Origin of the sequence: Bacillus sp. FJAT-14266 (assembly GCF_001719225.1) — a bacterium.
In the GTDB taxonomy this organism is placed as follows: Bacteria; Bacillota; Bacilli; order Bacillales; family Bacillaceae; genus Bacillus; species Bacillus subtilis.
Map to the genome: position 1 here is coordinate 523,522 of NZ_CP017072.1, position 21,043 is coordinate 544,564.

23 protein-coding genes and 3 other annotated features are annotated in these 21,043 nt (G+C 43.2%); of the genes, 12 read left to right on the top strand and 11 right to left on the bottom strand.

The features are described from left to right. Positions 1-6 precede the first annotated feature (6 nt). Complete coding sequence (locus BGM23_RS02775) at positions 7-897, top strand: carboxylate/amino acid/amine transporter (protein ID WP_029726230.1); 891 nt, start codon at positions 7-9, stop codon at positions 895-897. A gap of 143 nt (positions 898-1,040) precedes the next feature. Here BGM23_RS02775 and rsfA read toward each other — a convergent pair whose 3' ends face one another. Continuing rightward, a complete protein-coding gene (gene rsfA, locus BGM23_RS02780; RefSeq protein ID WP_029726231.1) occupies positions 1,041-1,817 on the bottom strand; it encodes a prespore-specific transcription regulator RsfA in 777 nt (258 codons plus the stop codon). Between the two features lie 214 nt (positions 1,818-2,031). Here rsfA and BGM23_RS02785 point away from each other — a divergent pair, with 214 nt between their 5' ends. The 7 genes from BGM23_RS02785 to BGM23_RS02820 all read left to right on the top strand — a co-directional run bounded on the left by BGM23_RS02785 (position 2,032) and on the right by BGM23_RS02820 (position 9,538). Beyond that, complete coding sequence (locus BGM23_RS02785) at positions 2,032-2,256, top strand: YuzB family protein (protein ID WP_003222050.1); 225 nt, start codon at positions 2,032-2,034, stop codon at positions 2,254-2,256. Between the two features lie 161 nt (positions 2,257-2,417). After that, positions 2,418-3,719, top strand: coding sequence for an HD domain-containing protein (locus BGM23_RS02790; protein WP_024571616.1), 1,302 nt, complete (start codon positions 2,418-2,420; stop codon positions 3,717-3,719). A gap of 35 nt (positions 3,720-3,754) precedes the next feature. Beyond that, positions 3,755-4,255, top strand: a complete 501-nt coding sequence (locus BGM23_RS02795) for a YwgA family protein (protein WP_003227524.1) — start codon at positions 3,755-3,757, stop codon at positions 4,253-4,255. Positions 4,256-4,366: 111 nt separating this feature from the next. Then, positions 4,367-4,837: an Rrf2 family transcriptional regulator gene (locus BGM23_RS02800; RefSeq protein ID WP_046664005.1), complete on the top strand. Its 471-nt coding sequence runs from the start codon at positions 4,367-4,369 to the stop codon at positions 4,835-4,837. Next, positions 4,837-6,246, top strand: coding sequence for an MFS transporter (locus tag BGM23_RS02805; protein ID WP_046664004.1), 1,410 nt, complete (start codon positions 4,837-4,839; stop codon positions 6,244-6,246). The genes BGM23_RS02800 and BGM23_RS02805 overlap by 1 nt, the downstream gene beginning before the upstream one ends. A gap of 46 nt (positions 6,247-6,292) precedes the next feature. Next, positions 6,293-6,521: a binding site (T-box leader), on the top strand. A gap of 33 nt (positions 6,522-6,554) precedes the next feature. Beyond that, positions 6,555-6,776: a binding site (T-box leader), on the top strand. 31 nt (positions 6,777-6,807) lie between these two features. Beyond that, positions 6,808-7,029, top strand: a binding site (T-box leader). Positions 7,030-7,082: 53 nt separating this feature from the next. Further along, positions 7,083-8,999: a threonine--tRNA ligase gene (thrS, locus tag BGM23_RS02815; RefSeq protein WP_046664003.1), complete on the top strand. Its 1,917-nt coding sequence runs from the start codon at positions 7,083-7,085 to the stop codon at positions 8,997-8,999. A gap of 119 nt (positions 9,000-9,118) precedes the next feature. Next, entirely contained in the window at positions 9,119-9,538 is a 420-nt protein-coding gene (locus BGM23_RS02820; protein ID WP_003227535.1) for a MarR family transcriptional regulator, read from the top strand. A gap of 42 nt (positions 9,539-9,580) precedes the next feature. On the opposite strand, the gene BGM23_RS02825 is transcribed toward BGM23_RS02820, so the two are convergent. Continuing rightward, positions 9,581-9,769 carry a 2-hydroxymuconate tautomerase gene (locus BGM23_RS02825; protein WP_003222038.1) on the bottom strand — a complete coding sequence of 63 codons (189 nt, stop codon included), beginning with the start codon at positions 9,767-9,769 and terminating at the stop codon, positions 9,581-9,583. 108 nt (positions 9,770-9,877) lie between these two features. Between BGM23_RS02825 and BGM23_RS02830 the strand changes: the two genes are divergently transcribed. Further along, positions 9,878-10,537, top strand: coding sequence for a site-2 protease family protein (locus BGM23_RS02830; RefSeq protein WP_003243167.1), 660 nt, complete (start codon positions 9,878-9,880; stop codon positions 10,535-10,537). Positions 10,538-10,550: 13 nt separating this feature from the next. Next, the gene (locus BGM23_RS02835) at positions 10,551-11,069 is read left to right on the top strand and encodes a YwhD family protein (RefSeq protein WP_015250981.1); all 519 of its coding nucleotides are present in this window, start codon (positions 10,551-10,553) and stop codon (positions 11,067-11,069) included. Positions 11,070-11,361: 292 nt separating this feature from the next. Here BGM23_RS02835 and BGM23_RS02840 read toward each other — a convergent pair whose 3' ends face one another. Then, entirely contained in the window at positions 11,362-13,437 is a 2,076-nt protein-coding gene (locus BGM23_RS02840; RefSeq protein WP_046664002.1) for a transglycosylase domain-containing protein, read from the bottom strand. Between the two features lie 201 nt (positions 13,438-13,638). Between BGM23_RS02840 and speE the strand changes: the two genes are divergently transcribed. Further along, the gene (gene speE, locus BGM23_RS02845; protein WP_003227543.1) at positions 13,639-14,469 is read left to right on the top strand and encodes a spermidine synthase; all 831 of its coding nucleotides are present in this window, start codon (positions 13,639-13,641) and stop codon (positions 14,467-14,469) included. 60 nt (positions 14,470-14,529) lie between these two features. Next, positions 14,530-15,402: an agmatinase gene (gene speB, locus BGM23_RS02850; protein WP_003227545.1), complete on the top strand. Its 873-nt coding sequence runs from the start codon at positions 14,530-14,532 to the stop codon at positions 15,400-15,402. Positions 15,403-15,450: 48 nt separating this feature from the next. On the opposite strand, the gene BGM23_RS02855 is transcribed toward speB, so the two are convergent. The 8 genes from BGM23_RS02855 to rapF all read right to left on the bottom strand — a co-directional run bounded on the left by BGM23_RS02855 (position 15,451) and on the right by rapF (position 21,043). Then, the gene (locus BGM23_RS02855; protein ID WP_029726083.1) at positions 15,451-16,011 is read right to left on the bottom strand and encodes a hypothetical protein; all 561 of its coding nucleotides are present in this window, start codon (positions 16,009-16,011) and stop codon (positions 15,451-15,453) included. Further along, the gene (locus BGM23_RS02860; protein WP_015714896.1) at positions 16,004-16,651 is read right to left on the bottom strand and encodes an ABC transporter ATP-binding protein; all 648 of its coding nucleotides are present in this window, start codon (positions 16,649-16,651) and stop codon (positions 16,004-16,006) included. The genes BGM23_RS02855 and BGM23_RS02860 overlap by 8 nt, the downstream gene beginning before the upstream one ends. Positions 16,652-16,653: 2 nt before the next feature. Beyond that, a complete protein-coding gene (locus BGM23_RS02865; RefSeq protein WP_231573542.1) occupies positions 16,654-17,451 on the bottom strand; it encodes a hypothetical protein in 798 nt (265 codons plus the stop codon). 9 nt (positions 17,452-17,460) lie between these two features. After that, positions 17,461-18,135 carry a hypothetical protein gene (locus tag BGM23_RS02870; RefSeq protein ID WP_015714894.1) on the bottom strand — a complete coding sequence of 225 codons (675 nt, stop codon included), beginning with the start codon at positions 18,133-18,135 and terminating at the stop codon, positions 17,461-17,463. Further along, entirely contained in the window at positions 18,122-18,910 is a 789-nt protein-coding gene (locus BGM23_RS02875) for a membrane protein (RefSeq protein WP_015714893.1), read from the bottom strand. Before BGM23_RS02875 ends, BGM23_RS02870 begins: the two co-directional genes overlap by 14 nt. A 148-nt stretch (positions 18,911-19,058) precedes the next feature. Further along, complete coding sequence (locus tag BGM23_RS02880) at positions 19,059-19,538, bottom strand: hypothetical protein (protein ID WP_015714892.1); 480 nt, start codon at positions 19,536-19,538, stop codon at positions 19,059-19,061. Positions 19,539-19,794: 256 nt separating this feature from the next. Continuing rightward, the gene (phrF, locus tag BGM23_RS02885; protein WP_009968329.1) at positions 19,795-19,914 is read right to left on the bottom strand and encodes a phosphatase RapF inhibitor PhrF; all 120 of its coding nucleotides are present in this window, start codon (positions 19,912-19,914) and stop codon (positions 19,795-19,797) included. Further along, positions 19,898-21,043 carry a response regulator aspartate phosphatase RapF gene (gene rapF, locus BGM23_RS02890; RefSeq protein WP_015714890.1) on the bottom strand — a complete coding sequence of 382 codons (1,146 nt, stop codon included), beginning with the start codon at positions 21,041-21,043 and terminating at the stop codon, positions 19,898-19,900. Before rapF ends, phrF begins: the two co-directional genes overlap by 17 nt.

The following is a 21,043-nucleotide window of genomic DNA, read 5'->3' on the forward strand; positions in this document are numbered from 1 at the left end:
AGGCAGATGAAAGGGAATATTTACAGCCTTTTTGTATTGATTGCGGCTTTTTTCTGGGGGACCACGGGAACCGTTCAGGCATTGGCTCCAGAAAGCGCCACACCGCTGGCATTTGGAGCGTTCAGGTTATTAATAGGAGGAAGCGCCATGCTGCTTGCGGTTTGGGTCAGCCGGGAGCTTCACGTGAAAAATTGGTCATGGCCGCTCGTATTTTTAGCCGCTGTTTGTATGGCGTGTTACCAGCCGCTGTTTTTCACAGCGGTTAAAGAAACGGGAATTGCAGTGGGAACTGTGATTGCCATCGGCAGTGCGCCTATCATTGCCGGGACCCTCGAATGGGCTGTATTGAAGAAACGCCCGCGAAACTCCTGGTGGATTGCGACTGTGCTGGCTTTAGCGGGTTGCTGGCTTCTGTTTTCCGACAGTTCCAATGTTCGGATTGATGTGGCTGGTGTTCTTATGGCGCTTGGAGCGGGTGCTTCTTTTGCAGGCTATACGCTCATCAGTAAAGCGATGATGAAAACCCAGCCTCCGCGAGCGACCTCCGCCGTTGTATTCATGATCAGCGCCATCTTGCTGACGCCGCTATTATGGCAGTTAGATATCTCGTGGATATTGACCCCTAGAGGACTGGGAACAAGCCTTTACATCGGGTTAATTGCAACATGTGCCGCATACTTTTTGTTTGCGAAAGGGCTTACCGGGGTTCCGGCCTCGGCGGCGGTCACGCTGTCTTTAGCTGAACCGCTGACGGCTTCATTGCTTGGCGTGTTTTTCATAGGGGAAATGCTTTCGCCTTCCTCGTGGCTGGGCATTGCGCTTATGATGCTGGGGCTTTTGGTCATTTCTGCTGCGCCTCGGAAACAAAAAACGGCCGAGGCAGCTCACATGTCTTAATAGATTCACATAAGCTTGGCCTCATTTTACAAGAATAGCTGATCCGGCTGCAAAATGAGGAAATTCTCTTTTCTCAATAGAAAAGGGGATTTTGCACATGGCGAAAATCCCAAAACAGCTGCCCGTTTTGGGATTTTTCTATGTCATTCCGCTAATTTTTCTAAATTGCCGTTCCGGTCCATTTTGAAGGACGGAGAGGCATGTTCATCTTCTTCAAATAAAACTAGCTTTCTGGCTCTGTTCATAATTTTCACCAAGGTTTCATAATCTTCTTGGATCGTTTTTTGGTCTTTTTCAAGCTTTTGAACTTCTGCCTCTAGCTGCTCTGTTTTGTTTTGCAATTCCTGATTTTCTTTCTTTAAACGCTCGTTTTCCATTTTTAATGCTGATGATTGCTCGTTATTGCCTTTGTAATTCTGCAGGAAGCGGATCACATCATTCATCGTCATCTCAGGCGCAGCTGCAGGCGTTTGAGGAGACAATAAGTGTGATAGACTAGCTAACTCTTCCTTAAAGCTTTCATCAACAAAAGGCATATGTTCGCCAGACATTAAAGGTTGCTCATTTTCGACAGAAGGTGTTTCCGTTTTAACCGGCTCTTCTGCAGCGGTTTCTTGAATGATTTCAGGATCAACGGCAGGAGGCTGATATAATAATCTTTTTTTCGCGGGCTGCCCGTTTCCGAGCGCTCTCATCCGCTGTTTTCGTTGTTTCTTCGCAAGCTGAAGCGCTTTTTCATATTGATGGCGGACCACTGCGTTCCATCTGAATCCGCAGGCTGCGGATGTCCGGTTTAATTTATCGCCGACTTCTTCAAAGGCGTTCAGCTGAGTGCTGCCCTCCCTCACATGCCGAAGCACTGTTTCGGCTAAAAGCAGATCGTTTTCCTCTGACCAAGCGTCTTGTCGCTGTTTTGTCATTTATCTCAACTCCCATTTTTCTTTTCATGGTATTAGAATGTCCAGGTTGGAAAATATTTATACAAATTGGCTGAAAGAATAGGAGATACGAAGGATGGAGCGGCTTGCAGGAACAGTCGAATCCTTGTAAAATGAAGAGTGATGTGATTTTTTTTGAAACGTGATTTTAGGTTATTCACATAGATGAACATAGAAATGAAGGGAAGCGTACGTCATGGCTAATGAATTTCGAGTGTGTGATGATTGCCAAGCCACTAATATCAAAACATTGCTGCCGCGTTTGAAAGAAGTGGACCCGGACGCAAAGGTTGAGGTAGGATGCCAATCTTATTGCGGGCCCGGACGGAAAAAATCATTTGCTTTTGTGAACAATCGCCCGCTGTCAGCTCCGACAGAGGATGAGCTGATTGACAAAGTAAAAAAGAAAATAAAAAAGTAAAAACATATTTTTTCTTAGCCTCGGCCCTCAGGTCAGGCTTTTTTGCTTCACAAGATGTGTTTTTCATGAAGATGGAACAAATCGCCGGGCAAATTCAAGGATGTTTTCAAAGAATAGAGTCGATATAATAGAAACACGGCTAAAAAAAAGAGGGAATGACGATGGCGTATCCAAATGGAAAATTATCAGAAGAAAAAGTGTTTAAAGATCCGGTGCACCGCTATGTTCATGTTCGGGACAAGCTGATATGGGATTTGATCGGAACCCGTGAATTTCAGCGTCTCCGCAGAATTAAGCAGCTCGGAACGACCTATTTGACGTTCCATGGGGCTGAGCACAGCCGGTTCAACCATTCTCTCGGTGTCTATGAAATTGTCAGAAGAATGGTTGATGACGTCTTTAAAGGCCGCCCTGAATGGGATGACAGTGAGCGCGAACTCTGTTTGGCCGCGGCGCTGCTTCATGACCTCGGGCACGGGCCGTTCTCGCATTCATTTGAAAAGGTCTTTCACCTTGACCACGAGGATTTTACAAGAGGTATCATTTTGGGAGACACGGAGGTTAATCAGGTGCTCAGAAAGGTGAGCCCGGGTTTCCCTCAGGATGTTGCTGAAGTCATTGCCAAAACATATAAAAACAAGCAAGTGGTCAGCCTGATTTCGAGTCAGATTGACGCAGACCGCATGGATTACCTGCAGCGCGACGCATATTATACGGGCGTCAGCTACGGCCATTTTGATATGGAGCGGATTCTTCGGGTGATGCGGCCGCGCGAGGATCAGATCGTCATTAAAGAAAGCGGAATGCACGCTGTCGAAGACTATATCATGAGCCGTTACCAAATGTACTGGCAGGTCTACTTCCATCCTGTGACCAGAAGTGCAGAGGTCATTTTAACGAAGATTCTTCACAGGGCGAAGCAGCTGCACGATGAAGGCTATGTCTTCACTCACGCTCCGGTTCATTTCTATTCTATTTTTGAAGGGAAATTGACACTGGAGGATTATGTAAAGCTGGATGAATCTATTATTTTGTATTACTTCCAGGCCTGGGAGGATGAAGAAGACGCGATTTTATCCGACTTGTGCCGCAGATTCATTAACCGCCAGCTGTTCCAATACGTTGAATTCAATCCGAATGAAGAAATGTCGGCTTATTTTGAGCTGACTTCATTGTTCAAAGAGGCGGGAATCGATCCGAGCTATTATTTGGTCGTTGATTCTTCATCAGATCTGCCATACGATTTTTACCGACCGGGAGAGGAAGAGGAGCGTCTGCCGATCCATCTCTTGACGCAAAACGGCCAAATTAAAGAGCTGTCCAGGCAGTCGGCTATTGTGGAATCCATCTCAGGTAAACGGCGGACGGACCACAAGCTGTACTATCCAAAGGACTTGATTTGTGACGGCTCTGAACATCCGGAAGCGAAAATGAAAATCCGGCAGCTGCTGGGACTGACATAGAAATTGGAAAGAAGGAAAAAGGAGATGTCGGGAATTTGTTGAAAGAACATGCAAAACTGATGAAGGTGTTCTCGGATTCTGGAGAAATCATCGGGCGAAAGAAGCTGCAGAAAATGATTTATATCGCCAAGAAAATGCAGTTTCCTTTCTATGAGAAATATGATTTTCACTTTTATGGACCGTATTCGGAGGAACTGACGCTCCAGATTGAAGAGCTGTGCAACCTTGGATTTCTGCATGAGGTGAAGGAAAAAAAGGGCGGCTACTTTCAATACCGGTATTCGCTGACTGAGACAGGCTCCGCATTTTTAGACCATGCTGATCTGGACATGCCGGATATGAAAGGCTATATCGATAGTGTAAACAGCCGTTCATCACGGTTTTTAGAGCTGGTTTCCACGATCCTTTACTTTGACGGGCTTGAGGATGAGGAAAAGAAAGAAAAAGTCTTTACCATCAAAAGCAAGCAAAAATATACAAATGAAGAATATGACGAAGCGCTTCAATACATAGAGGAACTGAAGCAGATTTGTTAACCATACCAAGCAAAAGAAATGAATCGTTTCTTTTGCTTTTTTTATTGACAAAAGCTGCTAAGAGATTCATTATGGATAATAGTTATCCATAATGAATCAGGAGTGAATAGGATGAAAATGAAATCAGGAATGGAGCAGGCGGTTTCTGTGCTGCTTTTACTGTCACGGCTGCCTGTACAGGCTTCTTTGACGTCAGAGGCAATAAGCCAGCGATTGCGCGTGTCTCCGTCTTATTTGAAGAAGCTGATGAGAACATTGGTTCAAGCAGGTTTGGCAGAATCCTTGCCAGGGACGAAGGGCGGTTTTACCCTGACGAAGCCTTTGGCTGACATTACGCTTTATGATGTTTATCAAGCGGTCGAAGGCAGAGGTTCGATGTATCAGGGGAAAGGCCTGCTGCAATCTGTATTTGAGGGTGAAAGTCACTGTGTGCTGGAGACAGTCATGGGGGAAATCGAGGATAAATGGTCCAATCTTATGAGAGAAGAATCTTTGCAGCATGTCATGGACAGAGTCGGGGAATTGTATGATCTTGAAAGAATAGATGATTGGGTAATCAAGCAAGTGAAAGGGCAATTGTAATGAAAAATAGCGGGTCTATACAAGAATCAACATCATCAACAGGCATATCCGTGCTGATCGTGCTCGCACTTGGTTTCCTCATGGCAACTCTTGATGTGACCGTTGTGAATGTGGCGATGGCTGATATGAAAAACACTCTTTCAATGTCACTTTCAGGTGTAACGTGGGTTGTGGACGGGTACATTCTTACTTTTGCGTCGCTTCTGCTGGCGGGCGGAGCCTTGGCTGACCGTTTCGGCTCGAAGACGATCTATATCTTGGGTCTAGCCGTTTTTGTTCTGGCCTCCTGTCTATGCGCTGCATCTATAAATGGGCAGATGCTGATTGCCGGACGTCTCATACAGGGAATTGGGGCAGCATTGTTTATGCCAAGCTCACTCAGCCTTTTGGCTGCCTCTTACCCTGATGAGCGGGCGCGGGCGAGAATGTTTGGACTGTGGGCCGCGCTTGTTTCCGCCGCTTCAGGCCTTGGGCCCTTTATCGGGGGAGTGCTGGTACAGTTGGCGGGCTGGCAGAGTATTTTTCTGATCAATGTGCCAATAGGGGCTGCTGCGCTCATTTCAGCTTACCGAATCCTAAGCCGCGTCCCGGGAAAAAACGGCCGCGTGAACATCACCGGGCATCTGCTTGGCATGATGGCTCTCGGGTTTCTTTCCTATGCTTTGATACAGGGGCCTTCAGCGGGCTGGCGCTCGCCAGTGATTCTTGTAGCATTTACTGCAGCGATTTTGGCATTTGTGCTGTTTTTGCTGCGGGAAATTTCTGCAAAAGCACCCATCCTACCGGCGTCCTTATACAAAAACGGCCGCTTCTCAGCTGCCCAATTTATCGGGTTTTTGCTGAATTTCGCCCTTTTTGGCGGCATGTTTATGCTCAGCCTTTTTTTGCAGGAAGCAGGAGGGGCAAGTTCCTTTATGGCTGGAGTGGAGCTGCTGCCGATGATGGCGGTCTTCGTGATCGGCAATCTGCTGTTTGCCCGTCTGGCGAATCGGTTTGAAGCCGGTCAGCTTATGTTTGTATCAATGGCGGTCAGCTGTATCATTGCATTGCTGTTGTTTGTGCTGATTTCTCCGGATTTTCCTTATTGGCAGCTGGCGGTGTTGATGTCTGTTATGAACCTCTGTACCGGTATTACAGTTCCTGCCATGACAACTGTGATCATGCAGGCTGCCGGGCAAAGACATGCGAATATCGCCGGTGCGGCGTTAAATGCAAACCGGCAAATCGGAGCCTTGGTCGGCGTAGCGATAACCGGGGTGATCATTCATCTGTCCGCCACTTGGTATGCCGGTGCCGGGTTTACATTTTTGATGATGGGGGCGGCATACAGCCTCGCTGCATTGCTTGTATGGCTGTTTCTGGCTGCCCATAACGGAACTGCTGCGTCAGAAAAAAATGTAAATCACTGATTGCGCTTTGTGGGAATATATAGTAAGATATAAAAAATTATTGAAACAACAGGCACTGATAAGGACACGAGATGCTTTTTACGGTTTCCAGAGAGGGAAGGACAGCTGAGATCTTCCTAACGCAGGGAAAGCAGCTTACCGCCTTTGAGCCGTATCGGGGAAAACAAGTATCTGATACCGTCATGCTGCGTTACAGCATCTTTAAGCCGATCACCATGTGTAATTGATCGGGAATTTGGGTGGAACCACGGATGATCAACACATTCGTCCCTTTTAGAGGGATGGGTGTGTTTTTTTATATGAACTACATAAATGCGTTGAAAAGGACACGAATGATAGTTACGGTTTTCAGAGAGGGAAGGAAAGGTGAGAGCTTCCCAGCTTAGGAATATCATTTACCGCCTTGGAGCAGCATTGGGGAACTGAAGTATCCAATGCCGTTTATGCTGCGTTATAGCACCGAGCCGACAACATAGTATTTGTCGGGAACTTGGGTGGAACCACGGGTTAATCACACACTCGTCCCTATCTGCGGGACGGGTGTGTTTTTTTATGAATTGAATACATGCGATGAAAAGGACATGAATGATAGTTACGGTTTTCAGAGAGGGAAGGAAAGGTGAGAGCTTCCCAGCTTAGGAATATCATTTACCGCCTTGGAGCAGCATTGGGGAACTGAAGTAACCAATGCCGTCTATGCTGCGTTACAGCACCGAGCCGACAATATCGTATTTGTCGGGAACTTGGGTGGAACCACGGGTTAATCACACACTCGTCCCTATCTGCGGGACGGGTGTGTTTTTTTATATACAACAATGAATAAGGAGTGTTCTAAAATGAGTAAACATGTGCACATTCAGCTTCCGGACGGACAGAACCAGGAATATCCGAAAGGCATCACAATCAAAGAAGCGGCTGGTTCTATCAGTTCCAGTCTGCAAAAGAAGGCTGCCGCAGGTCAGGTCAACGGCAAGCTTGTTGATCTCAGCTTTAAGCTGGAGGAAGATGCTGAGCTTTCGATTGTCACACTCGATTCACAAGAAGGCTTGCAGGTGCTTCGCCACACAACAGCGCACGTGCTGGCCCAAGCAGTAAAACGGCTGTACGGCGAAGTGTCATTGGGGGTAGGGCCTGTGATTTTAGACGGCTTCTACTATGACATGAAGCTGGGGAAAAGCTTGGCATCAGGAGACTTAGAGGCCATCGAAAAAGAAATGAAAAACATAATAAATGAGAATCTTGAAATCAAACGTATAGAGGTTTCTTACGAAGAAGCTGAAGAGCTGTTTGCACAAAAAGACGAGCGGCTCAAGCTTGAGATTTTAAAGGATATTCCGCGTGGGGAGGATATCACACTGTACCAGCAAGGGGAATTCGTTGACCTGTGCCGCGGGCCGCATCTTCCTTCTACAGGGATGATCAAGGCGTTCAAACTGACAAGAGTATCAGGCGCTTATTGGCGCGGAGACAGTAAAAATGAAGTCCTGCAGCGGGTGTACGGGGTTGCGTTTCAAAAGAAAAAAGATTTGGATGCGCACCTGCATATGCTGGAAGAAGCGGCAAAACGAGACCATCGCAAGCTCGGCAAACAGTTAGGGCTGTTTATGTTTTCTGAAGAAGCGCCGGGGATGCCGTTTTATTTGCCGAAAGGGCAGATTGTCCGCAATGAGCTGGAGCGCTTCTCGCGTGAGCTGCAAACAAATGCCGGCTACGATGAGGTGCGTACGCCGTTTATGATGAATCAGCGGTTATGGGAGCAGTCAGGCCATTGGGACCATTATCGCGACAATATGTACTTTTCAGAAGTGGATGATACAAGGTTCGCAATGAAGCCGATGAATTGCCCCGGCCACATGCTCATTTTTAAAAACAGCCTGTATTCTTATCGGGATCTGCCAATTCGCATGGCGGAATTCGGACAGGTGCACCGCCATGAATACAGCGGCGCTTTAAACGGAATGCTTCGCGTTCGGACGTTCTGTCAGGATGACGCCCATATTTTCGTTCGGGAGGATCAGATTGAGAGTGAGATCAAAGAAGCGATTCGGCTGATTGATGAGGTATATCGGACATTTGGTTTCGAGTATTCAGTTGAGCTTTCGACTCGCCCGGAGGATTCATTAGGCGATGACAGCCTTTGGGAAGCGTCGGAACGTGCCTTAGCACGCGTCCTTGAGGAGCTTGGCCTCTCTTATGAGATCAATGAAGGTGATGGGGCGTTTTACGGGCCGAAAATTGATTTCCACATAAAAGATGCCCTGAAACGGAGCCACCAATGTGCGACAATTCAGCTTGATTTTCAAATGCCGGAAAAATTTGATTTAACATATATCAACGAACTCAATGAGAAGGTTCGTCCCGTTGTCATCCACAGAGCGGTTTTCGGCTCGATCGACCGTTTCTTCGGTATTTTGATCGAGCATTACGGCGGGGCTTTCCCAGTCTGGCTCGCACCGGTCCAGGTTCAAATCATACCGGTTTCGCACGTTCACTTAGACTATTGCAGAAAGGTGCAGGCGGAGCTGAAGCAGGCGGGGATAAGAGCCGGCATTGATGAGCGCAATGAGAAGCTCGGCTATAAAATCAGAGAATCGCAGGTGCAGAAAATCCCGTACGTGCTGGTGCTTGGAGATCATGAGGAGCAGGAGAATGCGGTAAACGTCCGCCAATTCGGACATCAGCAGAGTGAACACGTTCCTTTCCAAACTTTTAAAGATAAACTTGTCAAACAGGTGGAAAATCGAGGCATGTAGGATAAAAGCTGTGAATTCACATTTTGCTTTTTTGACTTTCCCTATTCGGAATCAGTAAAATAATAAGTAAATCATATCGTTCGTATGTTATGAATGCATCTCGAAATGGGGAAATTGACATGGACCATGACAAACTGGAAGCAAATTTGCTGGATCACGCACTTACAAAATATTTGAAAAGCACGAAGCAATTAGATGAAGCCACCGTTCCGAAACACGTGAATAATGTAAGAGGGTTTATTCTGCGGATCATATACAGACATGGGAGCTGCACCATAAAGGATATTTTGAAGGAGGTCACACTGTCTCCCTCTGCCACGACCACAGCTCTGAATCATTTAGAGCAGGAAGGGTTTATTGAGAGATCCAGAAATAACAATGACCGCCGCACTGTATGGATTACGCTTTCTGAATCGGGCCGGGGAGCGGCTGAACAAATGATCGAAAACCGCCAGCAGCTGATTGACGGCATGTTTGAACGTTTAACAGCCGAAGAGAAAGAGACGTTCTTGGCGATTATTGCGAAGCTGGCTCAATAGGGATAATAAAAGCCGGTGCGCGAAGCGCCGGCTTTATAGAGATTATTCCATATCGCTCAGGCGTTTGCCTGCGACGGCATAATGGTCTTTTCTCATTTCTTCTATAAAGACAACAATTTTTTCTTCAGAAGCACCGGTTGTTTCCTTTACGGCTTCTGTTACTTTCTCGACAAGATTGCGTTTTTGCTCGTCTGTACGGCCTTCGAGCATTTTGACAGTTACGTATGGCATGGGTGCTGAATCCTCCTTTATCTCGTTTCCTCTCTTTAGAAAAAGAGGCTTCTTATAGTATACTGAATAAAGTAAATTCTTGCATTTTGAGAAAGAGGGATATCTCACTTGGACCGTTTTTTATATTATCCGTTATCTTTAATGCCATACCTCGTCATCACGCTAATTGTGTCGTTTACGATGCACGAGCTTGCCCACGCTTATGTCGCATACAAATTCGGTGACGATACGGCGAAAAAACAAGGAAGACTGACGCTGAATCCCATTAAACACCTTGATCCGTTCGGAACCATTTTGATTCTGGTGGCCGGATTCGGGTGGGCGCGCCCCATTCCCGTGAATCGCCGCTTCTTTAAGAAACCCCGGCTTGCCGGTGTGCTCGTATCTATAGCCGGGCCCGTCAGTAACCTGATTCTTGCGTTTATTGGTTTCTTTTTGTTAGTGTTGATGCATGCGTACGGAATGGAAATGCTTGCGGCGTTCAGCACGGGGCTGGATCAGTTTTTTTCTATTTGGATACAGCTGAATCTTGTCTTGTTTTTATTTAATCTGCTGCCGCTTCCTCCGCTCGATGGCTATCGAATTATAGAAGATCTCGTTCCGCCGGGCGTGCGTGCCAAAATGACGCAGGCGGAGAGCTACGGCTTTATCGTATTTTTGGTGCTGTTTGTGACACCGCTAGGATCTTACGTGCTGTGGCCGATGCTCAATGCAGGAAGAGATTCGATTTTAAAGCTGTTTTCAGCGATATTTCAACCGCTTTTGTAGGAGGTAGAACTTCATGGAAGAAAAAAAGAAAAAATCAATCGGGTTTAATATTATCAAAAGTGATCCGACAGACGGACACGGCGGTTTTGGCGTAGGGGCACTCAGCCTTGATAACATTTCTCCCGTATTCGTTGATGTAGAGGAAAAAGAAGCGTTCGTAGACATCGGCGCCATGCATGCCCGCAGCACCGTTGAAAAAGGAATTAAATTTCTCCCGAATAAAGAAGAAGTGCCGAACGGAAAACCATACTGGCTTGTGTGGGTAACGATTGACAGAAAAGAAGAGGGGCCTTATTACGCTGGTGTGACAGCCTGTGAAATGACGGTCGACAGAAGCATCAGAAGAGGCTACAAGTCGCTGCCTGAGCATGTGAATTTGATGGATAAATCCATGAAACGGAAAATCATCGTTGATAAAATGGACGACAGCTCGAAGCGTGTACTAGGCGAATTTCTGAAAAAGCATGATCAGGGCCTATGGGACCGTTCATCAGATGAATTAAAAACAAGCCTGCTTCCGGAAGATAATTAATTTGTGAATTTTCTGTGAACTTTTAAAGTATTTGAGATATTTTTTGTAAACATTGAGTAAACTGGTGATACAGAAATAGGACATGGAAAATCCCGAGCCGAAACAAGACTCGGGGTTTTTCATTTTTAGGGGGATATGAGTCGGCGACTGGGAGATGAAAGCTGGCGTCGAAGAAATGAGAATTTCACCACTTTATCCCAAAACTGATTGTTCAGCTCGATTGTTTAACATTCTTCCATCGATTATGAAGGAACCATACGAATAACCCGGCCTCCGAGGAGCCGGGTTATTTTCAATGATGTCGCCCCAGCCATTTGTCCCACCACTTTTTCTCGGAAGCGGGCTTTTCTTTGGATGGAAGCCGGTCTTTTGTTTGTTTTGCTGGTTCTGCCCCGTAGCACATGTTTGCTGGTTCTGTGCCTTTCACAAAATATGTGTAATGCTTAGCGGCACAGCCGGGACCTGATGAGTAGCCTGTTTCCGGATCAATGTACACACCGGTTACGCCTTTTGGCGGCTTGAACGCGGTTTCTGGTTCGCCTTTGAGCGCGTCCTCCATGAAGTCCGCCCAAATGGTTTTAGCATAGCTTTTTTCTTCGACCGAGTCGATGGTGCTGTTTTTGTCATAGCCGGTCCAAACACCTGCGGCCAGCTTCGGATTGAAGCCGATCATCCAGCTGTCTGCGCTGGTGGTTCCTGATTTTCCGGCATACGTTCTTGTCAGGCGGTTGGCTATCGTTCGCCCCGTTACCGACGTATATCCATTTAAATCGGTATCAAACATGCCTGTCATCATACTCGCTGTGACAAAAGCGGCTTTTTCATCAAGCACTTGTTTATGCTGATTCGGGTTTTCGTACAGCACGTGGCCGGCTGCGTCCGTTACCCTTGAAATAAAAGTCGGTTCGATTTTCTTTCCGCCATTTGCGAGCATGGCATAGGCGTTGACCATCTCAATCGGACGTACGGGTTCGGTGCCGAGTGCCAGGGACGGCAGTGCTTGAAGATGGGCGGTAATGCCGAATTCCTTTGCCGTCTTTACAAGTTTGTTCGTGCCGAGAAAAAGATGCGTTTTCACAGCGTAAATATTGTCGGAAAGCGCCAGCGCCTGCAGAAGCGTAATCGGCTTGTTGGCATAGTATCCGTTATAGTTGCTTGGAGAATAGGTTTCTCCCTTTGCATCAATTTGAAACTCGGTTTCTTCGCTTTTCATCAAAGTGACTGGCGTAAATCCGCTCTGAATCGCTTTATAGTACAGCAACGGCTTGATCGTCGAAGCAGGCTGGCGCTTCGCCTGTGTCGTCCGGTCAAACGGGCTTTTTTGATAATCCCTGCCGCCGACAAGGGCGAGAACGTTTCCGGTGCGGGGATCAATGGCTGAAAACCCGACTTGAATGTCAGATCCCCCGTTAACCGTTTCGGTAATGGTCTCCTCGGCGATGCGCTGCATCCGTTTATCTACCGTTGTATAGACGTTTAACCCGCTCGTTTCAATTTGCTCCCGTGTCATGCCGAGCTTTTTTTCCAGCTCTCTCATCGCATTGTCGTAGAAATAAGGAGCCTTTCTCTTGGAAACTTGTTTATTCAAAGGCTGATAGGAAAGAGGTTCCTTGATCAATTCATCCGCTTTCTTTTGGCTGATCATCTGCTGCTTTTCCATCATCCGCACAATCGTTTTCTGGCGTTCCTTGGCCTTCGTCTCATTGACATACGGTGAATAGCCGGAAGGGCCTTTCGGGATTCCTGCCAAAAGCACCGCCTCCGCATCCGTCAGGTTTTTGGCATGCTTGCCGAAATACAGGCGGGAAGCTGCTTCAATGCCGTAGGCGCCGTGGCCGTAGTAAATCGTATTTAAATAGCCTTCTAATATCTCGTCCTTAGAATAGTTTTGTTCCAGACGGATCGTGTAGAACGCCTCATTCCATTTCCGTTTCCACGTTTTGTCGTGTTCAAGGTATAAATTTCTGGCATATTGCTGGGTGATGGTGCTTGCACCCTGAACTTTGGCAAATGCTTTCAGGTCAGCAAGCGCCGCGCCGGCCATGCGTTTATAATCAAAGCCGTGATGATCGTAGAAATTCTGGTCTTCAATCGCCACTGTCGCTTTTACGATCGTCGGATTCATGTCCTTTAAGGGGACCCAATAGCGCTTTTCGCCGTAGTTCGTTTCCCCGAGCTTTGAGCCGTCACTCGCATACAAAATCGTGGATTGCGGCACTTGCACCGAGGGAGCGCCCTGGTATTTGGCTATCAAAATGACAGTCATAAACACGGCAGCTGCCGCCAAGGCCGCAAAAGCCCCTAAAAAGATAAAGGCGCGAACGGTTTTCAGCGTCAGTCTCAGCCGTTTATTTGTCATTGCATCCACAACGGGTTCCCCCTTTTTTTATGTTTCTACTATTATGAGAAAAAAAGATCGTTTTTAAACATCGCAGAACAGGACGCATCTTTACTTTTTCCCCGCCATCCTCTATACTTTTTCCTTAGGTGAAAATGAGATTTCAACCGAGAATAAAAGCTGATTAGACGCTTACAATAAATGAATACAGCCTCGAAAGGGAGATGACAATTGAGCGAACTTTGGTACACAGAGAAGCAGACGAAAAACTTTGGCATTACGATGAAGGTTAACAAGACGTTACATACAGAACAAACGGAGTTTCAGCATTTAGAAATGGTGGAAACAGAAGAGTTCGGCAACATGCTGTTTTTGGACGGCATGGTGATGACATCTGAAAAAGACGAATTCGTTTATCACGAAATGGTGGCGCATGTGCCATTATTTACGCACCCAAATCCGGAGCACGTTCTCGTAGTCGGCGGCGGTGACGGCGGCGTTATCAGAGAAATCCTGAAGCACCCAAGCGTGAAAAAAGCGACACTTGTAGATATTGACGGCAAGGTTATCGAATACTCTAAAAAGTTCCTTCCTTCTATCGCAGGCAAACTGGATGATCCGCGCGTTGACGTGCAGGTAGATGACGGATTTATGCACATTGCAAAATCTGAAAATCAATACGACGTCATCATGGTAGATTCAACTGAACCAGTCGGACCGGCTGTAAACCTGTTTACAAAAGGATTCTACGCAGGAATCGCAAAAGCGCTGAAAGAAGACGGTATTTTCGTTGCGCAGACGGACAACCCATGGTTTACACCGGAATTAATCACAAATGTACAGCGCGACGTGAAGGAAATCTTCCCGATTACGAAGCTGTATACGGCGAACATTCCGACATATCCAAGCGGTTTGTGGACATTTACAATTGGCTCGAAAAAATATGATCCGCTTGCAGTGGAAGACAGCCGTTTCTTCGATATTGAGACGAAATATTACACAAAAGATATTCATAAAGCGGCGTTTGTTCTGCCGAAATTTGTGAGTGACCTGATTAAATAATGAAGGTATGGCGCAGGAGCGAATCTTGCGCTTTTTTACAGGAAAGCGAGGGTATTATAGATGAGATTTGATGAAGCTTATTCAGGAAAAGTATTTATCGCGAGCCGTCCCGAGTGGGAAGAAGCGGACGCCATTCTTTACGGCATGCCGATGGACTGGACAGTCAGCTATCGCCCGGGCTCACGCTTTGGTCCAAGCAGAATCCGTGAGGTGTCAATCGGCCTTGAGGAATACAGCCCATATTTAGACCGCGATCTGGCTGACTTGAACTTCTTTGACGCCGGCGACATTCCGCTGCCGTTCGGAAATCCGCAGCGAAGCCTGGATATGATTGAAGAGTACGTGGACAGCATTTTAGAAAAAGGGAAGTTCCCAATGGGTATGGGCGGGGAGCACCTCGTGTCATGGCCTGTCATTAAAGCGATGTACAAGAAATACCCAGACCTTGCGATCATCCATTTTGACGCACATACAGATCTTCGTGTTGATTATGAGGGAGAACCGCTTTCTCACTCCACGCCGATCCGTAAGGCGGCAGAATTGATCGGACCGCACAATGTGTATTCATTCGGAATCCGTTCCGGCATGAAAGAAGAGTTTGAATGGGCAAAGGAAAACGGCATGCACATCTCAAAATTTGAGGTGCTTGAACCGCTGAAAGAGGTGCTTCCGAAGCTGGCGGGCCGTCCGGTTTATGTCACAATTGACATTGACGTATTAGACCCTGCACACGCACCGGGTACAGGAACGGTTGACGCCGGCGGCATCACGTCTAAAGAACTGCTTGCATCCGTCCATGAAATTGCGCGTTCAGAGGTAAACGTAAAGGGCGCTGATTTAGTGGAAGTCGCACCGGTGTATGACCACTCAGAGCAAACGGCAAACACAGCCAGCAAAATCATCCGTGAAATGCTGCTTGGGTTTGTGAAATAGTTTTTAATAAAAAAGGGCCTGAATTACATCCAGGCCCTTTTTTATCTTTTAATTATTTAAAGTCATTTTATAAGAAATTCTTTTATTAGATTCGTCGTCTATTACAGTATAATAAGCAGATACTTTTGATGATTCAGGATTGAAATTTTTATAATTTGCTTTTTCGTCGGGATACAAACTTAATCCTACATATCCTAGTACTGTTTTCCCTGGTGGAATCTCTGTATTGAATTGATACTTATCCGGCAAATCATAATTATAAGGCATCAATTGTTTATTATATTGATACTGACCAAAAAATAAAAAGTTTTTTCCGTCCGGTGAAAGATCTTCTAGAGTAATTTTATGATTAGAAGTATTTTCAGCATTAAAAGGCAAAATGTATATATATTTTATGGAATTTGTATCTTTATCAAATGACTTGACCGGCTTTAATGGTTTTAAAATATGAAATTTTATTCCTTTTCCTGTATCGATTGTTTGGTTTGCGGCAATATTAATATTTTTTGGAGAATATTTATCATTTTGGGCATTCACTGTATAGAAACGAACACAGCTGAATGTTACTATTATTAATAAAACAATAAAGAAAATCCAACGTTTATTCATCTGTATCCTCCAGTTTACCTTCACTAATATCAATAATTCTGTCGACAACACTATTTTCACATAGCGTATCATCATGACTAGCCACTACAATCGTTGTGCCGTTTTCTTTTTCGGTTTTTAGGATATCCAGTATAAGATTAATCCCTTTTTTGTCTAAGGCATTTGTCGGTTCATCTAAAAGAAGTAATTTGGGTTTTTCCATTATTGCTTGAGCAATTCCTAAGCGTTGCTTCATCCCTAAAGAATAGCGTTTGACTTTACGCTTATCTTCGGGGTCTAACCCAACTTTTCTTATTACTTCTTTGATTTCTTCATCAGATACTTTTTTCTTGATAGAAGCAAGGAATTTCAGATTTTGAAATCCCGAATAGACAGGGATGAAGCTCGGATATTCAATTAACAGACCTGTATGTTCAGAGAAGTCAATATCTTTTCCGATCACGAGGCCGTTAACAGAAACTTCGCCTTTTGTTAATGTTAGCAGTCCGGCGATGGCTCTTAAAATCATTGTCTTTCCAGATCCATTATGGCCTCTTAACACGACAAATTCGTTTTCTTTAATTGAAAAACTGATATCATCTAATACATGATTTCCCTTTAATTTTTTTACTATATTTTTACACTCGATATACGACGTCATATTTACTCTCCTAAAATATCTGTTTTTTTAATAAAAACTAGGCTAATAAAAGTACAAGCTGCACAGAAAATAAGTGCAATTAATAAAAAGTCAGAGGCATGAAAAAAACGACCATCTGAGTAGTTAATGTTCATGCGCGAATAATCAATAAAAGCCCACTTTCCAGCCATAGCAAATGAAGCGATGAATAAAGAGCTGTGAAAAAAAATAGATATTACAATATAAGCAACAATAATAATAAATGCTGATATAAAAGATATCATGAAAGTTAAAGTTTCTAGCAAAACTGCATACATAAACGAAACTAAGATTTGAATTAACATAAATAATATTACCTTGCTGTTCAGTTCTGCTGTAAAGCCATTAAATGAGGTAAATAACATAATGTATATAAAAAGCCATACACACCAAATAGATACAATCAGAACAAACAGTGACAGAAGTTTGCTGAATATATATACTCCTTTTTTGGGGAGTTTTGGAAGGATATAAGCTCCAGAAATTTGAATGTCACTAAACATAAAATTACCCACAATCAACAAAGGCAGCACTTGAAAACTAATCCATTGTAGAGGGATAGATAATCTATGCTGTGTATATAAGATATGTAGATCAAAGAAATTCATCGAATGAAATAGTGTGGTCAGGCTGTCGGAAAAACTTTGATGTTCTAGCTGTCCCGTCTTATTGCTATTCCAGAGGAAGCATAAAAGAAGGAGGGCAACAGCTAAGCTAATGACAAAGTATGTAATCTTACTTTCATTGAAACGCATGACAATATCACGTTTCAGCATATTCATAAAAGACAATCAGTTTGCTCCTTTCTCCTCAACCTGCTGTAAATAATTGCGTCGCTTTATAGATTCTATAGAAATCCCGAATAATAACAACATAATCCCTAATCTAATCAATAATAATTCAGCCGAATCACTTAATTCCAGTACAAAACCATTTAAAAAGAGCATACCATTACATGCAAGGTAATCAATTAAAAATAAAAGAATGAATAGAAAAACTACAATGATTTGATTCAAATACAGTAAAATAAATGAAACAACATAACAAATGAAAATAAATGCAAAGACATGAGTGATGAAAGATATCGGGGTCACATACAATAGTCCCGTATCATTGAATACACATAAAGTATATAATTCACCCATAATGATAATCCCGTATACTGCTGAAAATAAAAGTGTTTTTAAAAGGTATATCATTGTTAGATAAGGTGCATTGTTTACTCGGATTACAGTATAAATTGAAAAGTAATCGGATGAGATCAAAACAGAAAATACAACGGCAGCAGGGCATAAAATAGAAACGAGATGCCAATAGGAAAAAATATTTTCCAGTACAAAACTATCATCACTACCATTTTCTTGATGAAAAAAGAAATAAACAGCAATTAACTGCAGCAGTAATGCGACGGTGATACCCGGCCACTTCATTCTTAATGTTGATTTTAGAGTATTATAATAAAACACGGCGTTTTTTTCCCCACATATAAAGTAAAGTAGTTACAATGAACACGCTAAGGTTCAAATAAATAAACTTATCTACACTCAAAAACCCTCCATCGTTAACAATATATTTCATTGGATTGTAATGGTTGTTGAGTAAAGTAAAGCCTATCAAATTAATTAAGAAAGGTATGATATAAACAAAATATTTCTTTTTAATAAAAAATGATAAAGCTAATCCAATGGAAGAGAGAATGGCACCGTACAAACCATTTAGTATAAATAAAATGAGAGTATAAATCAGCGAGTTTTCATAATAAAGGTTTGCTAAATCAGTTCCGCCCAAAACGATTGGGTCCATATAATTGACAATTCCGTCCGGATTTACTGAAGGATATGTCATCATCAGCAAGTAAAGGTTTAATAATAACGGTAAAAAAATAACCAAAAAAGAAATCACAACATTCAATCCGAATAATACTGTAAAGTATTTCTTTTTAGTTGTTTTTGTTATAACATTCATAAAAAATCCAGTATTTTTATCTTCACGGTACATACCGGACATTGGAAGTGATGCTAATAACGGAAGAATGAGAATCCAGACAGTCTGAGCTGAGGTTGTATTTCCTTCTGCAATATTCGATAAAAACGGTGAGTTATGGATTTCATAAGGAAGATTGATCTTCTGATGAAAGAAGAGTATACCTAGATAACTGACGATCATAAGAACGATACTAATGAATAAAGAAAAATAAATCTCTTTATTTTTCAATAAACGCTTTAAAAAGAAAGAAATCATGTGCGAGGCTCCTGTTTTTTTATTAAAACTCTGTGTGAGTTTTGGATAGTTTTATTTTAATAAACAATCTTGAAGAGTGGATATTATTTTTACCTTAAAAAGCGATCTTACATGTTTAATGTAAGATCGCTTTGTTTTGAGAAAGCTATTAATAGATTGTGTAATTTCCCTTAGGTTTTACGCTGTCAGGACTCCAATCAGTTGAGAAGGAATCACTGCTGCGGCTGTAACCGCCAAACCTTACGGGTACATTTCTCCCGTAATCTTCAACAGCAGTGTTGGAAAATAAGTATGTATGACCCGGGTGTACTGTTCCTTCGTGAGTTCCACCACCGGATACATTGTGCCAGTCGCGCCCGCCAGAGTGAACGTTTTTATCTGCCTCTGCCCATACATTAAATTTACCTCCATCATCTTTCTTTAGGAGATGCATATACATGTAGCTTCTATTTTGTTTTCTTCGAGCAGTTGTATAGTCGTAAGGGCTGTACCATCTGAAAGTAAAATGCACCCTTGAATCGCTCGTATTTGCTTTTGCATGAACCGCCTGTGTAACACCCAGTGAGGAAACTGCGATCCCAAACATGATGATGAGTAAACTAATCCTTTTTTTGAATTGAACTTTCAAAATAAATCCTCCATTTTTAAACTCCAATTGAAGTGATACTGAACTTAAGTCATATATATATTAGTTCAAAAAAAAGGAAAAGTAAACATATTTTTATTTTTTCATATAATGAAAATTATCTTGTTTCCTATGTTTGTGGGTGAGGTAACCAATTTAAATTAGTAAGTAATAATATTTAGAGATTCAAAAAATAAAACTTTTGTCCCGATTGTGTATTTAACAAAAAAAAACAACCGATGAAAACCGGTTGTATTCATTAAATCATTCCTCGTTGTGCAACTTCAATTTGGTGTGTAGGTGCATTTGCAATAGTTGTTGCCACGAACACAGTGCTTAGAGCCAGACAAGAGAGTAATAGTTTAGACTTCAATTTCATACAAACTCACTCCTCCTTGAATAAGTTGCCTTACTTGTTCCACCTTCAAAAAATAAGCAGAAGCTTTTTGAAAATTTTTACGTTCATGATAATATTTTGCCACATCAATAGCGAAATCTTCAAGATCAGCATACAACATTTTACTTTCGAGAAAATCAAAAAATCCTTGAATTGCTTCTTCATCCGGGCCTGATAAGTATAAAGATTTTAAAAATTCAAACTCTGATAAATATATTACATCTCCGGCCTTTTGTGAATAAGCCATTCCCTTACTATGATATTCATGAGCTTTATCCATTTTTCCTAATTTATAATGGATCTGTGTAATTAAAAAATACGCTTGAGGTAAGGAAGGAAGAATATTTGATTCTTCAAAAACAGCTATTGCTCTTTTGAAATAAGTTATGGCATCCTCATATTGGCTTTGGCTGTTTTTACAAAGCCCGATATTGTACAAAGTTCTTCCCATTAATTGGGGCTGCTTTTCAGCTTCTGCCATAGAATAAGCTTTTTGAAAATGTGAGACGGCATCCTCATACTGTTTTAAATCTAAAAAATTGGTGGCAAATAAAGAATGACACTGCAGCAATCTTATATTATAAGCTTCATTTTCTTTGTATATTTCATATGCTTGCCGTGCATAGTCCATTGAAAAATACGTTTGTTTCATATAGTAATAAGATTCAGACATCTTAAAGAAAAACTCAGCTTTCTCTATCCGATCCTTAACGAATATCAGCTTGCTTTCGGCCTTTTTGAAAAATTTAATAGCCGACAGATATTCCCGCTGGTCCAGCTCATACATGCCTCTGAAGAAATTAAAATAGTACTCAAGCAGACCAGTTAAACGAGCCTGTTTTTTATCAATCTCAAGCAGCAGATCAGACAGTCTCGGCTGTTCCTCAATCCTCATTTTTTCTAACGGTTCAAGGTACTCAAGCATCAGGTTGTGCCGAAACTCCATCAGTGAATAGTACAAATTAAGGTCTTGATCTTCTTCCATTTGATCCAGCTCTTGCTTGATTTCTCGTCGCAAATATTCTGCATCGGGTATGCTGAATCGGCGTATGTACATATACCATTCGTTAATCTTTTCTCCGATGGAAGAAGAAGATATGACACCTGTCAC